This is a genomic window from Leucobacter sp. 1207-22 (genome assembly GCF_052850455.1).
The window spans coordinates 92678-116484 of the sequence record NZ_VXCR01000006.1 but is presented as its reverse complement, the minus strand read 5'-3'; the positions used below and the strand labels follow the sequence as shown (position 1 = coordinate 116484).

Annotated in this window: 16 protein-coding genes and 1 tRNA gene; 3 read left to right on the top strand and 14 right to left on the bottom strand. The window is 60.7% G+C overall.

Going from position 1 to position 23807, the window contains the following annotated elements; all coding sequences use genetic code 11:
* Positions 1–173 precede the first annotated feature (173 nt).
* The 5 genes from FW756_RS11240 to FW756_RS11220 form a co-directional block, all read right to left on the bottom strand.
* On the bottom strand, positions 174–1250 hold the full coding sequence (locus FW756_RS11240) for a class C sortase (RefSeq protein WP_446430247.1): 1077 nt from the start codon (positions 1248–1250) through the stop codon (positions 174–176).
* A gap of 123 nt (positions 1251–1373) precedes the next feature.
* On the bottom strand, positions 1374–2924 hold the full coding sequence (locus FW756_RS11235; protein WP_446430246.1) for a SpaH/EbpB family LPXTG-anchored major pilin: 1551 nt from the start codon (positions 2922–2924) through the stop codon (positions 1374–1376).
* A 93-nt stretch (positions 2925–3017) separates the two neighbouring features.
* On the bottom strand, positions 3018–6851 hold the full coding sequence (locus FW756_RS11230) for an MSCRAMM family protein (RefSeq protein WP_446430245.1): 3834 nt from the start codon (positions 6849–6851) through the stop codon (positions 3018–3020).
* A gap of 158 nt (positions 6852–7009) precedes the next feature.
* A complete protein-coding gene (locus FW756_RS11225; RefSeq protein WP_446430244.1) occupies positions 7010–8752 on the bottom strand; it encodes a hypothetical protein in 1743 nt (580 codons plus the stop codon).
* A gap of 168 nt (positions 8753–8920) precedes the next feature.
* Positions 8921–9001, bottom strand: a tRNA-Tyr gene (locus FW756_RS11220).
* A 146-nt stretch (positions 9002–9147) separates the two neighbouring features.
* Here FW756_RS11220 and FW756_RS11215 point away from each other — a divergent pair.
* Positions 9148–9648, top strand: coding sequence for a GNAT family N-acetyltransferase (locus tag FW756_RS11215; RefSeq protein ID WP_446430243.1), 501 nt, complete (start codon positions 9148–9150; stop codon positions 9646–9648).
* 80 nt (positions 9649–9728) lie between these two features.
* On the opposite strand, the gene FW756_RS11210 is transcribed toward FW756_RS11215, so the two are convergent.
* From FW756_RS11210 to FW756_RS11200, 3 genes are all read right to left on the bottom strand, one after another.
* On the bottom strand, positions 9729–12344 hold the full coding sequence (locus FW756_RS11210) for a transglycosylase domain-containing protein (RefSeq protein WP_446430242.1): 2616 nt from the start codon (positions 12342–12344) through the stop codon (positions 9729–9731).
* Between the two features lie 119 nt (positions 12345–12463).
* Entirely contained in the window at positions 12464–13702 is a 1239-nt protein-coding gene (locus FW756_RS11205; protein ID WP_446430241.1) for a glycosyltransferase, read from the bottom strand.
* Between the two features lie 76 nt (positions 13703–13778).
* A complete protein-coding gene (locus FW756_RS11200; protein WP_446430240.1) occupies positions 13779–15038 on the bottom strand; it encodes a glycosyltransferase family 4 protein in 1260 nt (419 codons plus the stop codon).
* A 115-nt stretch (positions 15039–15153) separates the two neighbouring features.
* Here FW756_RS11200 and FW756_RS11195 point away from each other — a divergent pair, with 115 nt between their 5' ends.
* On the top strand, positions 15154–15465 hold the full coding sequence (locus tag FW756_RS11195; protein ID WP_446430239.1) for a helix-turn-helix domain-containing protein: 312 nt from the start codon (positions 15154–15156) through the stop codon (positions 15463–15465).
* Positions 15466–15529: 64 nt separating this feature from the next.
* On the opposite strand, the gene FW756_RS11190 is transcribed toward FW756_RS11195, so the two are convergent.
* Genes FW756_RS11190 through dnaK form a run of 5 tightly spaced genes read right to left on the bottom strand, consistent with a single transcriptional unit; the run spans position 15530 to position 20555 of the window.
* Complete coding sequence (locus FW756_RS11190; protein ID WP_446430238.1) at positions 15530–16717, bottom strand: class I SAM-dependent methyltransferase; 1188 nt, start codon at positions 16715–16717, stop codon at positions 15530–15532.
* Positions 16702–17142, bottom strand: a complete 441-nt coding sequence (locus FW756_RS11185; protein ID WP_446430237.1) for a heat shock protein transcriptional repressor HspR — start codon at positions 17140–17142, stop codon at positions 16702–16704. Before FW756_RS11185 ends, FW756_RS11190 begins: the two co-directional genes overlap by 16 nt.
* A gap of 14 nt (positions 17143–17156) precedes the next feature.
* On the bottom strand, positions 17157–18107 hold the full coding sequence (locus FW756_RS11180) for a DnaJ C-terminal domain-containing protein (RefSeq protein ID WP_446430236.1): 951 nt from the start codon (positions 18105–18107) through the stop codon (positions 17157–17159).
* Positions 18100–18705 carry a nucleotide exchange factor GrpE gene (locus tag FW756_RS11175; protein WP_446430235.1) on the bottom strand — a complete coding sequence of 202 codons (606 nt, stop codon included), beginning with the start codon at positions 18703–18705 and terminating at the stop codon, positions 18100–18102. Before FW756_RS11175 ends, FW756_RS11180 begins: the two co-directional genes overlap by 8 nt.
* Positions 18706–18707: 2 nt before the next feature.
* Positions 18708–20555, bottom strand: a complete 1848-nt coding sequence (gene dnaK / locus FW756_RS11170; protein ID WP_446430234.1) for a molecular chaperone DnaK — start codon at positions 20553–20555, stop codon at positions 18708–18710.
* 248 nt (positions 20556–20803) lie between these two features.
* Between dnaK and FW756_RS11165 the strand changes: the two genes are divergently transcribed.
* Entirely contained in the window at positions 20804–22192 is a 1389-nt protein-coding gene (locus FW756_RS11165; RefSeq protein WP_446430233.1) for an MFS transporter, read from the top strand.
* A gap of 373 nt (positions 22193–22565) precedes the next feature.
* Here FW756_RS11165 and FW756_RS11160 read toward each other — a convergent pair whose 3' ends face one another.
* The gene (locus FW756_RS11160; RefSeq protein WP_446430232.1) at positions 22566–23780 is read right to left on the bottom strand and encodes an MFS transporter; all 1215 of its coding nucleotides are present in this window, start codon (positions 23778–23780) and stop codon (positions 22566–22568) included.
* Between the last annotated feature and the right edge of the window lie 27 nt (positions 23781–23807).

Genomic DNA, 23807 nt, shown 5'->3' with positions numbered 1-23807 from the left:
CTGGTTTCGGTGAAACCGCAAACCAAATCAACCAGGCCAGCTTTGCTGCCCGGCTGCGTTGCGGCGACAAGGGAATACATTACGCCGAACCCCGACCGAACGCAAACCAGAACAGAAACACGGGCGTGTTCCGAGACAGATCCGCCCGAAAACTCATTGGCTGCAAACAGCAGCTACCGTTCGACTTGCTCCGCTGAAGAATTCGCTGAAGAATCCGCGACTGATTCAGCGGACTCTTCTGCACGGCCCGCGCCCGCATTCTTGCTCGCGATTGCTGCCGCCCGTCCAGCCGAGCGCCGAGGCTCGCGTCGACGTGGCGTTGTGCTCCAGAACACGTACGCGCCAGCAATCACCACAGCCCCACCGAGCCCAACTGCCCACCACGGGAACCCTGGCACACCCGACGGCTGTCCGGCGGCATCGAGGTCGCCCTGTGGCGTTGGAGAGATCCGCTCCCCCGTCACAAGGATGCGGTGCGAGTTCACGCCGAGCGGCGTACACGTGATGAGCGTCACAAGGTCCTCACCAGCTTCCTGGTGCAGGGTCTCGGTTTGATCAGGCTCAACCACCACGGTTTCGCGAACCCGGTAGGTCAACACCTCACCGAAGGTCTCGATCGTAAAGGTGTCACCCTTCTTCAGTTTGTCGAGATCCGTGAACATGCGCGAGCTCGCAAGCCCACGGTGACCGGTGATCACTGATCGGGTGCTTTCGCCACCGACCGGGAGTGAAGTTCCCTCAAGGTGGCCAAGTCCTCGCAGCAGTGTCTCTTCGTCAGTGCCGTGGTAGATCGGAAGGTCGACGTCGATCGAGGGAATTCGGAGCCTTGCCATCACTCCGCTCGGAGTGCTCAGCTGCTCGCGGTATTCCGTTTCCTGTTGCGAAAGCTCTCCCGATCCAACTGCGACATTTGCTCCAGCGGGGAGGAGTGCGCCAGCCGACAGGCTCTCGTTGTACCGGTACGCCTCGCTCACCTGGGTTGCAGGGTCCGGGGTCGTCTGGGCAAGCTCACGATCGTACAGGCCGATGATCGATGCCTGGTTGAGCTGTGAAAACCACGCCGCAGTGGTCGGGTAGAGCATGACGCCGACTCCGAGCAGCCAACACGCAACCGTGATCCACGTAGAGGCAGTCGGCCGCTTGCGCTTCTTTACGCTTGCGACCGACTGCTGATCCCGCCGTTTTCGCGCACCACGCTGCGAAGCCTCTGCGATGGGGAGTTGCTGAGACTGCGCTGCGTGGCGATTCATAAGACTTCCTACGGTAACGGCGAGGCGTCGGCACGGGGCGGGTGACTCATTTGGGGGAAACAGTAACTTCCCCGCACCGACGAGTACAAGGCTGGGGGCGCGAACGCCCCCAGCGGAGAGGACTTACGCCTCTGAGTTCTGTCGGCGACGAGCGATCATCACCGATCCTGCTGCGATCGAGACAAGCGCGAGCCCGCCGACGACCATGAGTACCTGGCCAGCCGCACCGGTCAGTGGGAGTGACGGCACTTCCTGCTGGCGGTTCGGGATCTGGTTCTCGACAGGAACAGTGGTCACTGCACCAGCGCGAACAATGACCTGAGTCTTTGCGTCGTCACCGGTCGGAAGCACGAAGCCGTTCGGTGCCTTGATCTCTTCAAGTACGTAGCAACGTTCGGTCAGACCGTTGGTCTTGGTGCCGCCCTTGAGTTCGTCATCGCCGATCCACAGACCAGGAATCTCGATTGCGCCGTCTGCGCCCGAAGTCGCGATGTAGTCCGAACCATCAGCATTGGTGACGGGAGTCAACGCATCGTCGAGGCGGCAGTCTGCTGCCTTCTCGCTCATCCACACACGGAACTCAGCGCCGGTCAGGCCCTTCGAGGTCTTATCTGCATCGATCTTCTGCATCTTCACCTGGCCCCAACGGGTCCAGACCTCTTCAGTGGGGGTACCGGGGTTGCCATCGCCATCCATGTCAAGGTCATTCACGTTGACCAGTGCCTGGTTGGCGATTTCACCGTTTCCCAGTGACTTTACGGTTGCCTGGAAATCGACCTGCACCAGGTCACCTTGGGTGAGGTTTGCGAGTGCGCCGGTGAGCTGCACCGTGAGAGTTGAGCGCTCTGGTGTGCCCGCCTGTGACCAAGCCGCGGTGTAGTCAGTACCTGCGACGAGCGCAGTACCGTTCAGCGACACAACTGGCGCTTCGGTACCGGTCAGGCGCTCATCGAGCGTATCGGTGACCACGAACTTTGCGTAGGTGTCACCGGTGACAGCGGGAGCCTTCTGGGTGATCGAGTAGCTCACCTTCGATCCGAGCACGAAGCCGTTCTCAGGCTGATCCTGGATGGTCTTGTGTGGCTTGTCGCCAACATCGTTCTTCGGGTACAGATTGACGTCGTATACCCAGCTGCCGTCACCAGCACCCTGGTTCACGCCGGGGGTCGGAAGCGTCACGATGAATGGCTCTGCCTTCTTCGTCACGTTCGCCGGAGCTGACTTTTCACGCACGACATACGCACCAAGCGGCATGCGCCCACTCTTCGCAATGCCATCGACCGTTGCTGGCAGCTCGGTGCAACCTGAGAGCGTGTGTGCACCAAGAGCAGTACCGGTGCGAGCTCCGATGAGCTGCGCGTCCGTGACCGCACGCAGGGTGTTCCAACCCGCATTCGAGCCATCGAACAGGTTGATGCCGTCGACCTTGCAGTACTCAAAGACGACGCCGTCAATCGGCTTTGACGATGGTGCGGTACCGCTGCCGTCAGGGTTCATTGCGCCCCCGCCCGGGTTTTCAAACTTGTGGATCGTCAGCGATCCGTCCGCAGCAGTGTCAATGTTCTCGGCGTAGGCTGCCGAACCGCCAGCAAACAGACCCAGCGCGCCGACAGCGAGCGCCGCCGATGCTGCGAGGCCGCGGCGCAATGCGCGCGGTGCAGAGTTCTGAGACATGGATATTCCTTTCTGAGCTACCGATATTCGGCAGTGGTGTGATCCGCGCACCCGCTGAGTTACTGGGCGCGGAAGAGTATGAAACTTGTGTGATTAGGCGGTGCGCTTGGCTCGTGCCGAACGGGTCACGAGCAGTGCCGTGATTCCGATCAACAGGCCACCACCGATGAAGAAGAGGAACGAACCGATTCCGCCGGTAAGTGGCAGGCCGGGAACCTCAATCTGGGTATTGGTGATCTTGCCGATTGACACAGCAGTGTCTCCCGCGATCTCGACGACGATCGGGTCACGCAGCTGCACAAATCCTGGTGGCGCCTTGGTCTCAACGAGGTGGTACGTCCCCGGCGGAACATTGGTGAGCAAGAACTTGCCAGCCACTGGGTCAGTATCGCGTCCGGTACAGTCGGCTGCGTCGTCGCGCACGCAGTCGGTCACTGCAATCGCCTCGGCCCCCGCAACCGGTTCGCCTGCGGCGTCGACGGGCTGCAACTCCCACGCGGATCCCGCGAGTCGCTGCTGCTCCGGATCGACCTTCTCCCAGCTCACATTCACGCCGGGCTTGAAGTTGGAGATGGTTCCAAACTCGTAGGTCCATGACGCTTCATCGAGTTTGCCCGGCCCGATCACGATTCGGATCGGCTGCTTCGCCAGCACATAACCCGAGGGCGCCTTCGTTTCAACGAGGTCGTAGGTGCCCCACGGAATTCCCGCGAGCGTGAAGCGTCCAGGCGCAGCGTCCCGATCTTCACCACACGAGCTCGCGAGCTCGCAATCAATGATCGTGCGCGGCCATTCGCCAGTGGGCATGCGTCCACCCTCTGCAACGACCGGAGTCAGCGTCCATTCTGAACCGGCGAGCAGCGTCTGACCGCTCGCACCGTCAACCTTGCGCCACGCGAGATCCGGGGCAAGCTGCAAGCCAACCTTCGACGCTTCACTCGGGAGAATCGCGGTGCCGTTCGAGTTGCGGTTTGCGGCAATCGCGACGTTGTTCCAGGCGATTCCGGTCAGGTCACCGTTCTCACCAGCGACCGCTGGGAAGGTGCCGACGAACGCGTCGGCCGGCTTCCACACTCGTGCTCCGAAGTCGATACGAATACCAGTGACATCTGCCCAGTTTCCGGGTGCGGCTGTCGTCCAGTCATCAATGCATCCGCTTGGTGCACTCGTACGGCTTCCGCCGCCGTTGCCTGCGAGCTCGCCGCGGCACGGATTCGTTGATTTGGAGTACTGCACCACAGCGTCAGCTGGGAGGCCGGTCACCGCACCAGTCATGAAGACGTCAAACTGCGAACCACGAGCGTCAGCACCCGGGCGAACACCATGGTCACCCACGCGTGGCAGCAGGTCGTAGACCACTACGTTGCGCATGTCGACGTTGCCAGTGTTCACCACTGGAATGCGGTAGGTCGCAACACCAGTGCGGTCAGTTGAGCCCACGCCCGGAGAAGGAACGAACTGTGCGTCGTGTACGCCCTGTACCTCTTTGTGCGAGCCCATGCCTGGGCCCTCAACAACCGTGTAGGGCTTCTCGGCACGACAGCCAGTGTCAGCGTCAGGACCCTGCACCTTGTTCGCGAAGCTCAAGTCGCCCCAAGTCGTCGACCCGTTCAACACGTTTGGATCAGCGTAGCGACCAGGTGATGCACACACGAGGTATCCCGTCGCAGCTTCAGCGGCCTGGACCAGGGTGTAGTTCTTGTACGTCGCAGCGGGCACGCTGTCCTTAACGCGCACGTCGAAACCGACGGTCAAGACATCACGAATGTTGAGCTTTTCGTCGTAGATCTTCAGGCCGCCACCGGCAGGCACATTCGGAAAATCAACGACGATCTTGACGCGAGTTTTCCCATCAATCTGCACGTTCGTCACCGTGACACGTGGTTCACCGAGCTTCGCGATGACCGCGTCTTCGCCCCGCATCGGGTTGCCTTCGAGTGCAAGGTGCAGCTTCGACGAAGGATCGTAGGCCAGGTTCTCTGGCAAGATCTCAGTGATTGTTGGGGTGAAGGTTCGCTTCTTGTCAGCTTCGTACTCGGAGTACCAAGTCTCGCGTTGAGTAACGACCTCAACTCGCAGTGCATCGCCTGGTTTTGCAAGCGGCTGCGCGTTCTTTTCGTCGATCGTGTCAGCGGTGAGCGGGTTGTACATGCGCTTCACGGTGTAGATGTTCACCGGATCACGCACGATTCGGTTGTAGCCGCAGCGCCCCTCTTGGTTTGAATCGACAAGCGCGCCATTCCGCGTCATCGATCCGCCATTCCACTTCACCGTGTTGTCAACGGTGCAGTTCTCAATGGTCACCCACAGCGGATGCTCTGATGCGGGTGTGACGCCGCGCACAGGTGTTGGTGCGGCGGTACCTGTGGTGAGGAAATGGGGCTGGTAGACGCCATCGGCCACTGCCTGCGAGTTGTCCAGGGGAATGTCGTCACTCACCGTTCCAAAGAGGAACAGCTTGCCCTTGGTACCGGCCTTCACCGGGTTATCTGCGAGCCAAAACTTTGTGATCCACTCGCCGGCAGCCATAGGGATCGGCTGTGCTTCGCTTGCACCATCACAGAAACGCACAGCGGAGTCGCCAACGACGTTCCCCTCTGCGATCGTGCAAATTCCGGTACGACCCTGATTCGTCTGCCAATGCACCTCAAGCTTCGACATGCTGCCGTTTGAGCCGAACGAGATCTGCTTGTAGGCAGGCTTTGCGCACTCAGTGGACTGCGGATCCGTTGGCGACGTCCAACCGCACGGCAACATGTCCATCAGGCTCCAGGTTCCGCTCGCGTTGCCTGTCCCTTCAATGCTGAACTGGTGCAGGTAGCCTCGCACCCAGTCACCATTCGAGCTCTCGGCACCGCGCCAGAACTGGCGTGAGTTCACATTCGACTGTGCATATGAAATGCCCTTTTGCACAGTGAATTTTCCATCAGCACCGATACGGACGTAATGCGAGGTCGATGCCGCATCAGTGAGTTCGGTATTCGGGCGCAGCCAAGGCGTCGAAGTCGCGGTGACGTTATTGGTCTGCTTGATGTGATTGTTCGCAGCATCAGTAAACTTTGTGGCCGGGAAGTTCACGGTCACGAGCATGCTCTTGTTGAACGTTGATGAGTCACACTTCGCAATCCCCATCGCGTCTTCGGATGCAGAGTTGCCGAGGTTCCAAGTCACAGTGTGTGCTTGAGCGTCATACACGCCACCAGAGGACGCAGATTTGAACACGGTTCCTGGTGGCAACTGGTCAACAACGACGAGATCCTTCATCGCCCAGAAACCCGGCTCCTGACAGATGTTTCCATAGGAGGTGAACGACCCGTTTGCACTCCACTGCTTCGGGTACCCGGCACGCACCTGGTACGTGACGTCGCTATCGACGTATGGATCCTCAGCAGGTGCAATCTTCACCTTGTCGACCTTCAGCGCAATGTCTGAGCGGATCACTGCTGGTGCAGAAGTTGCCGATGCAGTGCCAAGGCTTGAGGTGAGCGTCGCGGTCGGGGCGACGGTCGTGCCATCGGGAGTCACCCAGTTCTGGGTCTTGAGCATGAAGGTCACGGTGCCGGAGTTCGAGCCGGTCATCGTGGCTGGCATGTCCCATACGAGTCTGCTTTCGGCACCGCTGCCAACCAGCTGTACTGGATAGCTCTGGCCGTCTACGGTGACAGCGGTAAAGCCCTCGACCTTGAACACCAGATCATCGGGCTGACCGAGTGGTACCGGCACCTCGATCTTGCCGCCGTTACACTGCGGCGAGTTGGTGCTGCCGCACTGCCACAGCACCTCGAAGGTGATGTTCTCGCCTGAGAGCACTTCAGTGTCAATCGGGCGGATCGCAACCGAAACATCACTATCCGCAGCAAATGCCGAAGCACTGAGCCCGGTGCACAGCACCAACAGACTCATGACCCCGGCAATCACCGCGTTCATCACTCTGCTGCGCCGTACATGCCGTCGCTGTGCAGCCATCTTGTCCCCCGCCCCTGCGTTCAAACTAACGAGGCAATTTTTCCCGATAATTGCCACTCAAGGGAAGAGAGAAAGAGATGAAGTTAATGTGACGCGGTTAAGTAAATATTTTTCATAATTTATTTTGCGACAGTGTTTTGCCTACGCGTGAGGAGCAACAGACCACCAGAAACCACTATCAGCACGCCACCACCGGCCAGGAGGTACGGGCTCGGACCGCCCGTATTGACCAGCGCAGCCCAGCGACTGCGGGCGTTAACGATGGTCACCGGCTGTGGGTGCTCACTCGTGAGTACTGAGCGCGCAATCACCTCTGTGCGCGCAGCCTGACCGCTCGGCAGCACATACCCCCGTGGCGCGGCGATCTCCTCAAGCACATAACACCGCTGCGACAGGCCGTTCTCCATCGTGCCGCCGTCACGTTCGTCATCGCCCACCCAGAGTGCAGGAATCTCAATGAGTCCCTGTGCGCCAGAGACCACGATGAAGTCGCTGCCGTCAGGTGCCGCAACGGGAACCAGGTCGGCGCTACTCACACAGTCAACGGCTTGCGAGCTTGCCCAGAGCCGAAAACGCGCACCCGCAATGCCACGTTCGGGATCACTCGCGTCGACTTTCACCGCTTGCACGCCGCCCCACCGTGACCACACCTCGTTCGTCGGGGCGCCTGGTTCTCCGTCACCGTCAAGATCGAGGTCGTTCACGTTCACGTGAGCGGAATTTGAGAACTCCATCGTCGGCGGCAGGCCAGGCTGCGCCGCCTGGATGTCATCCACGCGTGAATCGGCGTCACTTGCCACTTCCGACGGCGGATCCTGCGCAGGATCCGCCGCTGTCGAGCCATCGGCCGCGCTTCCAGCCGAGTCGGCATCCAGCCGCTCGCCCTCAGACCGGCCAAGACCACCTTCACCATCAGCGTCGGTCGCCGCATCTGGCTCCGCTGGCGGAGATTGGATCTGCTCAGGTACCGGCATTGGCAACGGCGCAGGTGGTTCCATGAACATCGGAATCGCAAGCCCTGCCGCCACGGCGAGCACGCCGATGGATGCTGCTGCAGCTCCCGTGCCGACGAGCGCACTGCGCTTCCAATTCTTGTTCACAGCGATCACACCGGCACTGACCATGCCAATGACCGCAGCCTGCTCGACGAACCGCTTCCAGCGGGAACGGCACGCCTGGCATCCCTCGAGGTGTGCTTCGGCCTCACCTCGTCGTTTGCCGTTCTTTTTACCCCAACGAATCTCGCTAAATTGGGCGACGCACTTTGCGCAATCGCCATTCAGTTCGGCCGGTGGATGCATGCGTTTCAGCCACGACTTCCGCAGCCCTTCTTTTGCACGCTTGAGCAATACCGACGTCGAGTTGGGTGACATCTCGAGTTCAGCAGCCACGTCCTGCACCGAGCGCCCGCCAACCTCAACTTCGAGGATCACGTAGTTCCATCGCTCAGGAAGATCACGCAGAGCCGCTGCCGCTGCAAGCTGCTCTTCACGTTCCGAGAGCAGCACATCGTTCATGGGTGCCGTGGGATCAATCACCACGTCGAGATCTTCGGTGCCTACTGTCCGTTTTTCCACGGTCCAGTGCTTGGAGAAGCCGGTGTTGATTGTTCGAAAGAGATAGCTACGGAAGGAATCGGTTGGCCCCTTACCGCGTAGGAGCTCGCGGTATACCGCGTCAAATGCATCAGCAACAATGTCCTCAGCGGCCTGCGGGTCTTTCCCCTTCGCCCACCGCAAGGCAACCTCGTGATGCCGTTCCCAGAGCACAGCAAGCGGCCAAGCATCGCCCTCGCGGATCACGTCACACAATTCGGCGTCGCTGAAGGCCGCCTCAGCATATCCGAGATCTTCTATCGCCACAGCTGCTCATAGTAGCAATTGACTATGACCGCGCTGCAAGGTTACACAGGACTACCAACGCGTAAGCACGACAGCAGCGCCCACTCACGAGCAAGAGCGGGCACCACCGGGCGAAGACCGGCATCAAACAGAAAACCCCGGTTCCGAAGAACCGGGGTTTTTACCCTGTGGCGGATGCGAGATTCGAACTCACGTAGCTTGCGCGGCTGATTTACAGTCAGCTCCCTTTGGCCGCTCGGGCAATCCGCCAGGTTGAACGCGCGAACGCGAACAAGCATTAACTTTAGCGGCTTCCTCCCGGAAATGGGAAATCGAAGCCAGCATTTTTCTCACTCGGCATGTCGCGCACGACCAATGTCCGGCTGTTTGCACCACCGCCATGGCAGAATCGGCGCATGACACCAAGCAATCGCCAACTCACCTCTGGCCTCACCCTGCATACGGCACACGGCGTCGACGAGCTCCCCCCAGCAGCGCTCTACGGCATCATGCAGTTGCGGCAGGAAATCTTCGTGGTTGAGCAGAATTGTGTCTACCTCGATGCTGACGGTCGAGACCTCGAACCGACAACCATGCAGCTGTGGGCGGTCACCGAAGAAGGCACGATCGCCGCGACGGTACGCGTGCTCGACGAGTCCGGTGAAGAGCCAGGTCTCGTCGCTATCGGACGGGTTGCGACCGCACCTGAGTGGCGCGGCAAGGGTGCTGCGGCAGATCTGATTCGTGAGGCGCTCGCACTCACCGATGGCTCCCCCGCGATTTTGCACGCTCAATCGCACCTTACTCACTGGTATGCACGGTTCGGATTCGTCACGTGCGGCCCAGAGTATCTCGAAGACGACATCCCGCACACTCCCATGCGACGTGAGGCGACCGCCTCCGCACGGCAAGACTGAGTGGGCGGATCCGCGCAGCTCACAAGCAGCAAATGTAGGGGCGGCCCCGGGAAATGCATCCCGGGGCCGCCCCTACTGTGTCAGTCCTGCTTTTCCTCAGTGGCGCAAGCAAGCTTGATTTTTACCTTGGACCCGCTCTTCACCGCGGTACCTGAGGCCGGATCTACGCTCACAACCTTGTTCTTACCTGGATCTGGCTTGTCGCCGGTCTCGCAAACGAACTCGGCGTTCAGGGAGACGGCCGCGAGTCGTTCGCCCGCAACGTTTCCGGTCACACCAGTGAGCCCGTCCGGCACCTTTGTCATGTTGCCAGAGCTCTTGAAGAGCGTGATCGTCGCACCCATCCATGCGTCGCCGCCGGCACCTGGATCCGTGCGAGCCACGAGACCACGAGCGAGCTCAGAGTCGGTGTCACCACCGTCAGCCACGGTGAAGCCCTGCGCCTCGAGGATGCGCGTCGCCTCTTCCACGGATTTGCCCTTTACGTCAGGTACGGTAACCGCGGTTTGACGGAGAGCCGACTCACTCGGTGCGGGGAACGCCTCTCCGCCGTAGATGTTGTCGGCGACCTCGAAGATGCGGGGCATGATTGCGTGACGCGAATTGTTGTAGCCGTAAGGAATCAGGCTGACCTTGCCCTCGACGTTGCCCACCCAGACCGCGGTCGAGACGCGCGAGCTTGACGCAATGAGCCAGGTATCAACGTAATCATCCGTCGAACCGGTCTTACCGAGGTGCGGAACGCCGATGTATGACTGAGCAGAGCTTGCCAAACCACCGTTCACGGTTGCTTCAAGCGCGTATGCCACACCAGCTGCGACCTCGGGTGAGATCGCCTCGCGGCAGTTGCCGCCGGTGAATTTCATTTCTTTACCATCAGAGTCGGTGATCTTTTCGATCGGGACCGCGTCACACACGGTGCCGTCGCCAGCGAATGCCGCGTACGCGTTCGCCATGGTGACAGGTGCGACCTCATCAACACCCGCGAAGACGCCCGAGGGCACGCGGGTCAACTTTGTGGTTCCGTAGTTGTCGAGATCTTCGTTCGTCATCGGAGCAGCACGATGCACGCCGAGCTTCTCTGCAAGATCGAACGTGTCACAGAGGTCCATCTCTTGCTGCATCGAGATGAAGCCACCGTTGACCGACCACTGGGTTGCCGTCAGCACCTGCTGGCCGCCCTTGTATCGGTTGTCATCGTTCTGGAAGCCGAACGAACCGTAGCCGTACACACCGTCGGGCATGCACTTTGCGCTGAAGGAGCTTTCTTGCACGGTACGTGCGTCAACATTCACGCGGTCTCTCACCGAGTGACCAGTGCGGATCCACTCCGCGAGCGTAATCGGCTTGAACGTCGAACCAACCTGGAAGCCGCCAGACCCACCGTAGTCATAGTCCGTGTTGTAGTTGATACTCGTGTAGCCCGGGTTCGCTGCGAGAACGTCTGGGTCCTCACTAAACGGACGGTTCTGAGTCATCGCAAGAACTTTGCCCGTTCCCACCTCAACACTCACCGCGGTCGCACCAATTGAAATGCCGTCCTCGATTGCGGGAACGTTGTCACGCACGGCCGAGGTCGCCGCTGCTTGGAGCTCAGGGTTCACCGTAGCGATGATCTGCCAGCCGCCACGGTTGAAGTTGTAGTCGCGCTCCTGCTGAGTCGCGCCGAAGTTCGGGTCGTTCTGGATATACCGCTGCACGTAGTTGCAGAAGCTACCCATGCCACGTGCTTCTGCCGCAGAACAACCAGCCACGCGAGGCGTGATGTGAGGCTCAACCGGAGTTGCAATGGCCTCTTCGTACTGAGCCTCGGTGATGCGGCCGTGCTTGTACATCGAGTGCAGCATCAGGTCACGACGCTCTTTGTTCGCCTCGAGGTTGTCGGGGTCGTCGATCGCGAGCGCGTTCGGGGCATTCACGATAGCTGCGAGGCTTGCAGCCTGAGGCAGCGTGAGATCCTTCGCAGTCGTGTTGAAGTAGTAGTGTGCAGCTGACTCGATGCCGTACACGCGGTTACCGAACAGTGCAATGTTCAGGTACCCCAGAAGGATCTGATCCTTCGTGTTCTTCTTCTCAATCGAGATCGCGTAACGCATCTCCTTGAGCTTGCGCTCGACGGTCTGCTCCATCGCATCCTCGTACGCTGCCTCACGGTCAGCCTCGTCTGCGTGGGCGAGCGACTCCTGGATGAGTACGTTACGCACGTACTGCATCGTGACTGTCGAAGCACCAGAGAAACCAGAGCCCGCGGCGTTCTGCAATACTGCTCGGCTCGCAGCAAGCACGTCGACACCGCCATGGGTGTAGAAGCGCGGATCCTCCTCAGAGACGACCGCGTCCTTCACATACTGGCTGATCTCGTCCCACTCAACGACCTCGCGGTCCTGCGAGTAGAAGTCAGCGACCTTCTCAAGACCGCCCTCAACGTTCGGATTCTTCGCGTAGATCGTCGATGGCTGAGGGAGCGTGCCTGGATCAATGTGTTCCGGCAAGTTCTCGAACAAGCTCACTGCTGAAGACGCAGCAAAACCGCTCACTGCGACGACTGGCGTCACCGCAGCTGCCACAAGTACACCGGCAACAACGCTCATCGCAATTGCACCAAATACGCCGCTGATCTTGCGGCCGGTACTCGTGGTCACGGTGCGCGCGCGCGAGCTTTTTGCGCGCGTTTTCGTAGGCCTCTGTTGAGTCATACCCTCCAGATTAGGCCACGGAGCTGACGATCAGCTTCTGGCTGACTGAGAAAGTTCGCCTGCGCCGTGAAGATTCTGGCAACAGCGAGGCTCCGATCCGCGCTCCGTTGCGCAACTCGTTAGTGCTTCGCAGGAGATGCGAGATCTGCGGGGTCAGCCCCGCGATACAACGCCTCAAAGGTGTCGAGCGTGCGATCAATGTCGTGCACCTTGACCGCTTCGAGGGACGCAAGCTGCATCTTTTCGTACTCGGCTGGCGACGCAGTAAACACCCTCGTGAGATAGTCAGCAAGTTCGCGATCGTTACCAGGTTGGAACAGGAAACCGTTCTTCCCCTCATCGACGAGGTGCGGCAGCGCCATCGCGTCAGCCGCAATGATCGGCAGACCGGAGGCCATCGCTTCCATCGTCGCGATGGACTGCAACTCCGCGATCGAGGCGATCACGAAGACACTCGCCTCAGTGAGGTTCCGTCGCAGTTCTTCGTCAGTGACGCGACCAGTGAAATGCACGCGGTCTTGCAGGCCGAGCTCTGCAACGAGCTTTTCAAGGTTCTTGCGCTGATCGCCGTCACCAACGATGGTGAAGGAGGCGTTCAGGCCCGCATCGAGGCGACCGAGCGCGCGAATGATGACATCGATCTCCTTTTCCTGAGTGACGCGACCAACAAACACAATCTTGTTTTCTGAGCGTGGGCCCACGACAGCCTCATAATCAGCAGCACGCAGACCACAGCTCACTGGCAGCACGCCACGGCGCTCGGTACTGCGCTCGAGGAAGTCAGCGGCACGGCGGGTAGGCGTCGTGACCGCGCGAGCACGACGCAATACCTTGTCAGCAGCTTTCCAGCCCCAGCGCACGAACGAGCGCTTGGCAATTGGCGGGAGCAGGGTGAAGTCGAGCACGTTCTCGGGCATCACGTGGTTCGTTGCCACGATGGGGATACCGCGCTTTTCGGCTTCCTCGGAGACGCCCTTACCCAACACAATGTGTGACTGGATGTGGATGACATCGGGCTGCACCTCATCAAGCACGACCTTTGCGTAGTGCCGTGCACGCCAGGGCAGCACGAACCAGAGCCAGTCGTGCGGGTACCAGCGGTAGCTCGGGATGCGGTGCACCGTCATCGTCTCGCCCTCGATCGTCTCGACAAAGCGGCCCTTGCGCTTGTACGAGGCAGAAGGCGCGATGACATGCACGTCGTTGCCGCGCCGCACGAGTCCGGCAGAAAGTCGCTCAGTGAACCGTGCCGCGCCGTTCACGTCGGGCGAGAACGTGTCACATGCCTGCAGGATCCGCAGCGGTCGCTGGTCTCCCTTCACAGGCGCAGTTCCGGCGTCGCTCGGTGTAGTTCCCACGGTTCTCACTTTCAGTACATGAGCGGATGCTCACGGTTTCACTACTTCAAGCTTACGAAGCTAACAGGGATTTTTCCTACGCCGCTCGGCAACCTGCCTGCAAGATTGCTGCGATTCCTGCTGCGTGGGCGCTGCCCTGTCGGTCGCGTGCATATGCTTCAGCGGCCTGACCGGCGGCGTCAAGCGCGCCACGATCGATTGCGAGACCGATAAGCACGTTCGCAAGCGCTGCCGCGTCGCCAGACTCGGTTCCGTCGCCCGCCGCGTTGATCGCAGCTTCGCCAAACTCACGTGCAAGCACGGGATCACTCACGATCACGGGACGCTTACGCGCACAAGCCTCTAGCGCGATCATCGGCTGGTTGTCGAATCCGAGCGATGTCAGCACGACGGCGTTGGCGCGTGAAATAAGCTCGCCAACTTCGTCGCTCTCAAGCCGTCCGTGATAGGTGACGCCCGGCTCAAACTCGCCATGGCCACCGGCGATATCGATGTGAATGGCGTTCTCTCCAGCGCCGGCGCTCGCAAGGCCAGCCCGCGCGAGGCGGATCCCCTCAAGTACCACTTCAATTCGCTTTTCTGGCGCGAAGCGACCCGCCCAGACCAGCCGAAGATGGGCTGTGTCAGGCGCGTGGGGTTCACCGTCGAGCCCGTCGACACCGGCCTCTGGCGTAGTTTCTGAGACAAGCGGCTGCACGACATTCGACAAGGCATGTACGTTCTCAACCCCGGCAATACGTAGCGCGTCAGCCTGATGGCGTGACGGCGAAATGACCGCGTCCGCTTCGACTGCCAATCTGTGGGTCATACTGCGGAGGGCATTATTGATGGTCGTGCTGCCGCGGAACTTCTGCTTTCCAGGCAGCCCGGTCAGCGTGCGGTGGAACGCCGTCACCACGGGAGCGACCGGTGCGAGTGCCTTCGGCGCATCCCAGAAGTAGGTATGCACGGTGTGTAGAAGTGGAACATCCAGCTCTCTTGCCGCTTCCAGCGCTGCTGCCGCAAGGGCAAATTCCGAGTGCACGATGATGCCATCAATGTTCTGTTGCTTGCCGAGCTTCACAAGCGCACGGCTGAGTCGGCCTCGGGTCGGCAGCATTGGCAAGTCGAGACCGGGCAGCGTAAAGAGCACTTTGGGGTCGCGAGTCGCGAGGTTGGTTGGGCGATCCGCCCGGAACGTCTGCGTGGCATCTGGCGCTACAACAGTCACGCGCCAACCAGCATCTGCAAGCGCCCGGGCTTGTCGCACGAGCGCGATCTGCGCACCACCAAGATAGCTCAGTGAGTAGTCGCACACGATCATGACGCTCGGTTCCGGGTGCAGTGAGTTGCTCATGCGTTTCATCTTCCCACCGCTAGATGCGGAATTCGCCATACGCTCGCACTAGGTTATTTTTCCCTAGGTGTAAAGACATTGGTGTTATTTGTTCAATACGGGCACTCTTGGGTACGTGCCCAAGATCCACTCACAGGCCGCCGTTCAGATCGGCGTCCGCATGCGCACTGCGCGCCAGGCGTTTGGTATTTCTCTCGAGGATCTCGGTGAGCTCGCCAATATCAATTGGACGACAATCGGCAAGATTGAACGCGGGGCCTCAAGCCCCACCGCTGAGACTCTCGTGCGAATTGCCTCTGCCCTCGAGATTGATCCCGCAACGTTCATTACCGGGATCACTTCAGATTTGTACGGGCCAAGCACACATCAGGTCACCGCACGTGACCTCATCGATGAGCGCGCCCGCAAGGCCACTGAAGAGCAATAACGAGCCGGTCAGTTCACGTCACGAAGTGCATGAGACAGCGAGCACGGTTCGCTCATTCGCGTCTTCACTGGGCGCGGATCGATGACAGCACGGTAAAGGTTTTGTCTCTCGCAACCTGACGGGTTGTCCCAATTTGACGCTCCACGAGCGGACGGTACCGCATGTGTGAATTGAACACGATGCGTAGCTCGCCGCCGGGCGCAAGCGCGCGTGCGCATGCCTTAATGAGCCGATGCGCCACCTCAGCATGCACCGTTGCACCGGTGTGAAACGGCGGGTTCAACAGCACCAGATCAGCCCAGCCGTCTGGCACGGCCTCCATGCCATCAGCACGGTGCACCGTCATTCGATCCGCGATGTCAGCCCCCGCACGCTCCGCAGTGAGTGTGGTCGCCGCGACAGCGGCCTGCGACTGGTCGGTCGCAATGATCTCAGCCTCGGGGTACAGCAGCGCAGCAGACACCGCGAGCACCCCGTTCCCGCAGCCGAGATCGACAATACGTCGGGGCGTGGATCGCAGCGAGGCACTGCCAGTGTGCTCAGCACGGAGGCCGGCGAGCAGCAGGCGACTGCCGTGATCAAATGTTGGCCCACCGAAGGTCGCCCCAAACGACGCAAGCTCAAAGCTGAGTTCTGGGTCGCGGCCCCATCGAGGGAACGCAACACCTGCGGCATCAGCCCGAGGTTGCGTCGCCGTCAGCACTCGTGCCTTACGCACGCCACGGCCAGCGGAAACTTCACCGAAATAGCGAGCAAGAATGTCATTCATAGAACGGGACATATGCTTGTCGCGACCACCGGCGAACACTACGACATCTGGAGCAGCTTCCGCAGCAATCCACGCAGCAATCTCGTCAAGCGCATCGAGAGCGCGCGGAAGCTGCAGCAGCACCACACGCGCACCTGCGAGCAACGCAGAATCGAGCGAGTGCGACGTGTAGACCTCTCGGGCAGTCGCACCAGTGAACCCAAGACGCTCTGCGTTACGCGCGAGCGCCCGTTCGCCGAGCACCGGGTCCTGATAGGTACGAATCCCGCGCTGCCCTGAGACCTGGGCAGCACCGAGCGTTAGCGCGCCGTGGCGGTCACCAATCACGACAAGTTCGCCCGGAGCCAGACCGCCCAGATGTGGCGCCGCGGTCTCAAGCAGGAGGTGATCCGCCGCGTCATACGCGAAGAGCTCGGGCGCGTCCACATCTGGATCGCGCCCGAGCATCGCAAAGCACTCGTCGAGCGTCATTCGCTCTTCCACACCACTCCTGGCTGCCAGACCATGACGTCGGCATTTCGCTTCGTACGGGTGCCACGCTTGAGCGTGACTGCCGCGCCAGCAGAGCCCGCAGCGAACACACGTCGCTCAGGGCGCTGCATGCGCTCCTGCGCGAGCGCGCGCTCAAGATCGTGCACCTGGTCTTCAAGGTCTCGCACGCGGTCCTCCAGCTGGAGAACGCGGCGAATCCCCTCAAGACTCAGCCCCTCAGCAGACAGACGAGCAATCGTCTGCAGCTGCGAGACGTCGTGCAGCGAGTACCGCCGAGTGTTGCCCCGGGTGCGCTGCGGCACTACGAGCCCAATGCGGTCGTATTGCCGCAGCGTCTGCGGGTGCATCTCAGCGAGTTCGGCCGCACCCGCGATGGGGAACATCGGGGTGAAACGATCAATCTGCGGGTTTGCCATTGTTCTGCCTTGCCTTAGCCGCGCGCCCGCGCGAGGAGGTCCTCACGCGGATTCTCTGCGGGTTCAAGGTCGCGGAACGCTGCAAGCGCTTCCTTCGCTTCGTCACTCAAGTGCGAAGGAACAACCACCTGGATCTCAGCGAGCAGGTCGCCGGTCCCCTTCGAGCTATTCACGCCACGGCCCTTCACGCGCAGCACGCGGCCACTCGGGGTGCCTGGCTGCACCTTCAGCTTCACAACCGACCCACCAAGCGTCGGCACCTCAACGGTTGCGCCAAGCGCAGCCTCAGTGAATGTGACAGGCAGCTTGAGCTTGAGGTTCAAACCATCGCGCTCGAAGACGGGGTGCGGACGAACGCTCACTTTGAGCAGGAGGTCGCCTGCAGGACCGCCGTTCGGGCTCTTCTGGCCTTTGCCGGCAGCGCGGATCTTCTGGCCGTCGCTCACACCAGCTGGGATCCGCATTTTCACGGGTCCATTTGGCGTATCGAGTGTGACCGTCTTGCCCTGCGCTGCAGTCTCAAAGTCGAGCGTCGTCGACGCAGTAATGTCTGACCCCCGCTGCGGACCGCGCGGAGCGCCACCACCGAACATCCCGAAGATGTCCTCGTAGCTCTGGCCGCCACCGCCGAAGCCTGCGCTTCGGCCGCCACCGCCACCAAACATGCCGCCAAAGACGTCCTCGAAGCCCTGACCACCATGGCTGCCCGATGTGAATCGTGCGCCACCGGCACCCATTGCTCGAACCTGGTCGTACTCTGCTCGCTGTTCAGCGTCAGAGAGCACCGAGTATGCCTCGCTGATCTCTTTAAACTTCGCCTCAGCCGCCGCATCTCCCGGATTTGAGTCTGGGTGATACTTTCGCGCGAGCTTGCGATAGACCTTCTTCAGCTCTGCGTCGCTGACATCCTTCGAGGTGCCAAGCGTCTTATAGAAGTCTTTATCTAACCAATCTTGACTAGCCATCAGCTCCCACCGCCACCGCTACCTTCGCGGGGCGCAGCTCAACGTCACCGATTCGGTATCCGCGCTCAACCACGTCAAGCACGGTTTCACCCTCGGCGCCGGGAACCGGCACCTGCGCGATTGCTTCATGGATCTGCGGATCGAAGGTTTCACCCTTCTCGCCGAAGCTCACAAGCCCAACGCGCTCAAGCGTCGAACGGAGCTTCTGCGCGATTGCTGCGAACGCGCTGCCCTCAACGAGGTCACCATGCTGCTCAGCACGATCAAGATCGTCGACCACCGAGATGAGCTGAGTCACGACGGCAGCGGTTGCGCGCTGCTTGTCGATCTCAACGTTTGCCTCGGTGCGCTTGCGGTAGTTCGCGTACTCCGCGGTGAGACGGCGCAGGTCCTCAAGATACGAGTTCTCTGCGTCGTCTGCAGCATCTGCAGCAGGAGCAGACTCGTCAGCGCCTGCGGCTGCGTCAGTCTGCTCAGCGTTCAAGATGTCCTCAACAGTCAGGTCGTCCCCCTGATGCGGCTGAGGGCCGGATGCATTCGCCTCCGGCCCCGCCGCCTGGGGAGCCTCACCGTTGTTGTGCTGCTCCTCATTCGTCATGGTTACTTCTGCTCCTCGTCGTCTTCAACGACCTCTGCGTCTACGACGTCCTCATCAGCGGGAGCGTCAGCCGCATCAGCGGTCGGTGCTTCTGCCTGTGCTGCAGCGTAGATCGCTTCGCCGAGCTTCTGCTGGCTCTCGCCAAGCTTGTCAGCCGCGGTCTTCACTGCTGCGTCGTCTTCGCCTGCGAGTGCCTGCTTGAGAGCATCGAGATCGCCCTGGACCTCAGTCTTGACGTCTTCAGGAAGCTTGTCTTCGTTCTCGGAGATGAGCTTCTCGACCGAGTATGCGAGCTGCTCAGCGTTGTTGCGCTGCTCAGCTGCCTCGCGGCGCTGCTTGTCTTCAGCTGCGTGCTCCTCAGCCTCGCGGACCATGCGCTCGATGTCCTCCTTGGAGAGGGTCGAACCACCCGAAATGGTGATGGTCTGCTCGGTGCCGGTGCCCTTGTCCTTCGCCGAAACCTGAACGATGCCGTTTGCGTCGATGTCGAAGGTGACCTCAATCTGAGGCACGCCGCGCGGAGCCGGAGCAATACCGGTCAGCTCGAACGTACCCAGGTTCTTGTTGTCACGGGTGAACTCACGCTCGCCCTGGAACACCTGGATAGCAACCGAAGGCTGGTTGTCATCAGCAGTAGTGAAGGTCTCCGAACGCTTGGTCGGAATAGCGGTGTTGCGCTCGATGAGCTTCGTCATGATGCCACCCTTCGTCTCGATACCGAGGCTCAGGGGGGTCACGTCGATGAGCAGAACGTCCTTACGCTCACCCTTCAGCACGCCTGCCTGCAGAGCTGCGCCGATTGCGACGACCTCATCAGGGTTCACACCCTTGTTGGGCTCCTTGCCACCGGTGAGCTTCTTCACGAGCTCGGTCACAGCGGGCATACGAGTCGAACCACCAACGAGGACGATGTGGTCGATGTCGCTGACCTTCTCGCCTGCTTCCTTGATGACGTCCTCGAAAGGCTTGCGGGTGCGCTCAAGGAGGTCCTTGGTGAGCTCTTCGAACTTTGCGCGGGTCAGCGTCTCGTCGAGGTTCGCAGGGCCGTTCTCAGTGAGCGAGAGGTATGGCAGCTGAATCTGGGTGCTCATCGAGTTCGAGAGCTCCTTCTTCGCCTGCTCAGCAGCTTCCTTCAGACGCTGGAGAGCGATCTTGTCGCCAGCAACGTCAACACCGGTCGACTGCTTGAACTGAGTGATGAGCCACTCGACAACGCGCTGATCCCAGTCATCGCCACCGAGGCGGTTGTCGCCCGCGGTTGCTCGCACCTGAATGGTCGAGAAGTCGTCGTCCTTACCTACCTCGAGGAGCGAAACGTCGAAGGTACCGCCACCGAGGTCGAACACGAGGATGAGCTCGTCCTCATTACCCTTGTCAAGGCCGTAAGCGAGTGCCGCTGCGGTCGGCTCGTTGATGATGCGGAGCACGTTGAGGCCGGCGATCTCGCCAGCTTCCTTCGTTGCCTGACGCTCAGCGTCGTTGAAGTACGCGGGAACAGTGATGACTGCGTCGGTGACCTTGTCGCCGAGGTAGGTCTCTGCGTCGCGCTTGAGCTTCATGAGCGTACGAGCGCTGATCTCCTGCGCGGTGTAACGCTTGCCGTCGATCTCTTCGGTCTTCCAGTCAGTGCCCATGTGGCGCTTCACCGAAGCAAGGGTGCGGTCAACGTTAGTAACGGCCTGGCGCTTTGCGGTCTCGCCGACGAGCACCTCGCCGTCCTTCGTGAACGCAACGATCGAAGGGGTCGTGCGGAAACCTTCTGCGTTTGCGATAACCGTGGGCTCGCCACCCTCGAGAACCGAAACGACCGAGTTCGTGGTGCCGAGGTCAATACCTACTGCACGTGACATATGTGTTCTCCTTTACCTAACTGCTGGTCGGCCAACTGATCACACTGGGGATCGAACGACCGAATTCTTGTCGACTCAAAGCTGAGCCTGATGCACTCAAGTTTACTCAAGTCGGATGTCAAGTCAAGTACACCAAGGCAAACTTGAGCCAAACTCACTCAACTTTCAGGTAACGCACAAGTGAACCTCCGGAATGCAGTGTGATCCGCGCCCCAGCGGGCGCCACGACACCGGGTACGCTCGCTCTTATGAGCGCAACGATCACGACCGAAGAGGCCACAATTCCCAAGCGGACTGTGCGGTCGTGGGCATTTTGGGACTGGGCTACGCAGCCCTTCAACTCCGTCATTCTCACGTTCGTGTGGGTGTCGCTGTACCTCGTCTCGGACGCGTTCCTCGCCCCAGAAATCGCCGCGCAGAACGCGGACGGCACCATCACGTGTTCGCAATCAGCGGATGCCTCGACCGCGTATTGCACCGGGCTCGCCGACCTGTCAGCAACGTACGGCTGGATCACCTTCGCCGCTGGCATCATCGTGCTGCTCATTGCACCGATCCTTGGCCAACAGGCTGACGCACGCGGCAATAAGAAGAAGTGGGTTGTTGGCTGCACCGCTGCGCTCGCGCTCATCCAGTTTGCGATGTTCTTTGTTGAGGCGGATCCGCGCTACTTCTGGTTCGGCGCAATCGCCGTGGCGGTGGGCTCAGTCGTCAGTGAAATCGCAGGCGTCAGCTACAACGCGATGCTGTTCGACGTATCTACGAAAAAGACTGTCGGTCGTGTCAGCGGCCTCGGCTGGGGCCTCGGATACATCGGTGGAATCATCGCGCTGCTGCTCGTCGTCATCGTCACCGAGCTCGAGTGGTTTGGCATGGATACCTCGAACGGCATGGCCTACCGCCTCATCGCCGTCGGTGCTGGCCTGTGGACAATTGTCTTCTCGCTGCCATTCTTCTTCTGGGTGCCAGAAACCGCCGCACGCACCGAGCGCCCCCGCGTCGGATTCTTCCAGAGTTATGCGGTGCTCGTGAACGATCTGCGCGGCCTGTTCCGCCAGGATCGCCAAACGTTCTGGTACCTCATCGCAAGCGCAATTTACAGAGACGGTCTCGCCGGAATCTTCGCATTCGGCGGCATCCTCGCGGCAGTCTCGTTCGGCTTCTCAGCGACCGAGGTCATGATCTTTGGCGTCGCGCTCAACCTCGTGGCTGGTGTTGCGACCATTTTGGCTGGTCGACTTGACGACCGTTTCGGCCCGCGCGCAATCATCATCTGGTCGCTCGTCATTCTCATCGCGAGTGCGCTGTTTATCTTCTTCCTCCGAGAAGAGGGCAAGGTGATCTTCTGGATCGGCGGGCTCGTCCTCTCCGCAGCAGTCGGACCAGCGCAGGCCGCAAGTCGTTCGTTGCTCACACACCTCACGCCAGGCAACATGCAGGGCGAGGTCTTCGGCCTCTATGCGACGACCGGCCGTGTCATGAGCTTCCTCTCACCGTGGCTGTGGTCGTCGTTCATCCTCTGGTTCGGCGCAACGCACTTCGGCATCCTCGGCATCACGATCGTGCTCGTTATCGGCCTCGTGCTCATGGCCTGGCTCGTGAAGAAGCCCGTTCGCCAGGCCCCTGCGCAAATGTGAGCATCAAAACAACGCATGCCGCACCTACCTCATAAACCAAACCTGCCCACGGCAAGGGTGGCCGCGAGGTCACCCGCGGCAGCATCATAGGCGGCATGGCACTGGCCAGGGCTGACCGAAACTGGCTGCCGCAGTTGGTCATTCGACCAACCTTGCCACTAGCTTGCCCTCGCGCAGCCGCAAGTTGGGCGCGCAGTCTCCCTGCCCTTGCATCAGTCAGGACTGGCCGTGTCAACAACTGCCTAGATCTCGAGATCGGCCATCCTCCAGACATTTTCGGCGAAATTCATGCTGAGGAAGGCCGTTTTCCAGACGAGGGCAACGTCGCGAACCCGAAGCAGCAGACAGCAGACAGCAGCCAGCACCCCACCCACTACACGACGGGCATGCCGCCGGTATCGAGACTCCGAGCCTTGTCGCGCCGCTCGAGCCCGATACTCACGAGCATGAGCACGAGACCAGCAGCCGCAAGCAACGCACCCACCCAGCCCGGCGCCAGGTAGCCGAGGCCAGCCGCGATCACGAGTCCGCCGAGCCACGCGCCGAGACTATTGGCCATATTCGAGGCGGCATGGTTCATAGATGCACCGAGCAAATCTGCCCCATTGGCCACACGAATGAGGCGTGCCTGCACCGCTGGCCCAAACATCATGGTTGAGGCACTCACGAGGAACGCGAAGACAAAGAGACGGATCGGCGACCCAGCAAACAGCGAGTACGCGATGAACACGGCCACCGCGAGTGTGAGCCCAAAGATCGCCGCGCGGTTGAGGTGTCGGTCTGCAAGAACTCCGCCGAGGAAGTTTCCGATCACCATGCCAAGGCCAAGCGTCGCGGTCACCCAAGGCACGACTTCGGGTCCAAGACCAACTTCACGCGTCGTGACGTCTGCAATATAGGAGTAGACAGCGAAGAAGCCACCACTCCCCACCGCGAGCGTGCCGATCATGAGCCAGACGCGGTAATTGCCGAGTGCGCGGATCTCGCCTCGCGCCGTCCGCTCTGGGTTGCCTGGCAACTTCTCGACGCACAGCACCACGAGCAGCAGTGCGAGCGCGAAGAGTGCGGCGACAACGCCGTAGACCCAGCGCCAACCAAAGGCTTGGCCGAGCATGGTCGAGGAAGGCACGCCAACGACGTTCGCAGTCGTGAGACCGATCATGGAGATGGCGATGCCCTTGCCCATGTTTCCCGGCCCAAGCGTCTTCGCAGATAGCAGCGCTGCGACACCGAGGTAGATGCCGTGGGGCAGCCCCGAGACGAAGCGGAAGGCAGACACCAGCTCAAACGTTGGCATGAGCGCGGATGCGAGGTTCGCCGCCCCGAGCACGACGAGCGCCCAGCGCGCGAGGGTCGTGAGCGACATTCGCACGCACAGGATGGCGATGACCGGCGCACCGATCACCACTCCGAGCGCATAGAGCGAGATGATCGTGCCGGCCTGTGCGATGACGCGTTGCGGGTCGGCTTCGTAGCCGTGCAGCATGTCACTCGCAATGTCGGGCAGCACCCCCATGGTGGCGAACTCGGTGATACCGATGGCAAATCCACCAAGTGTGAGCGCGAAGAGAGCGAGGAATCGTTGCACCAGTAAATTATCCCCCGGGCGGCCAGC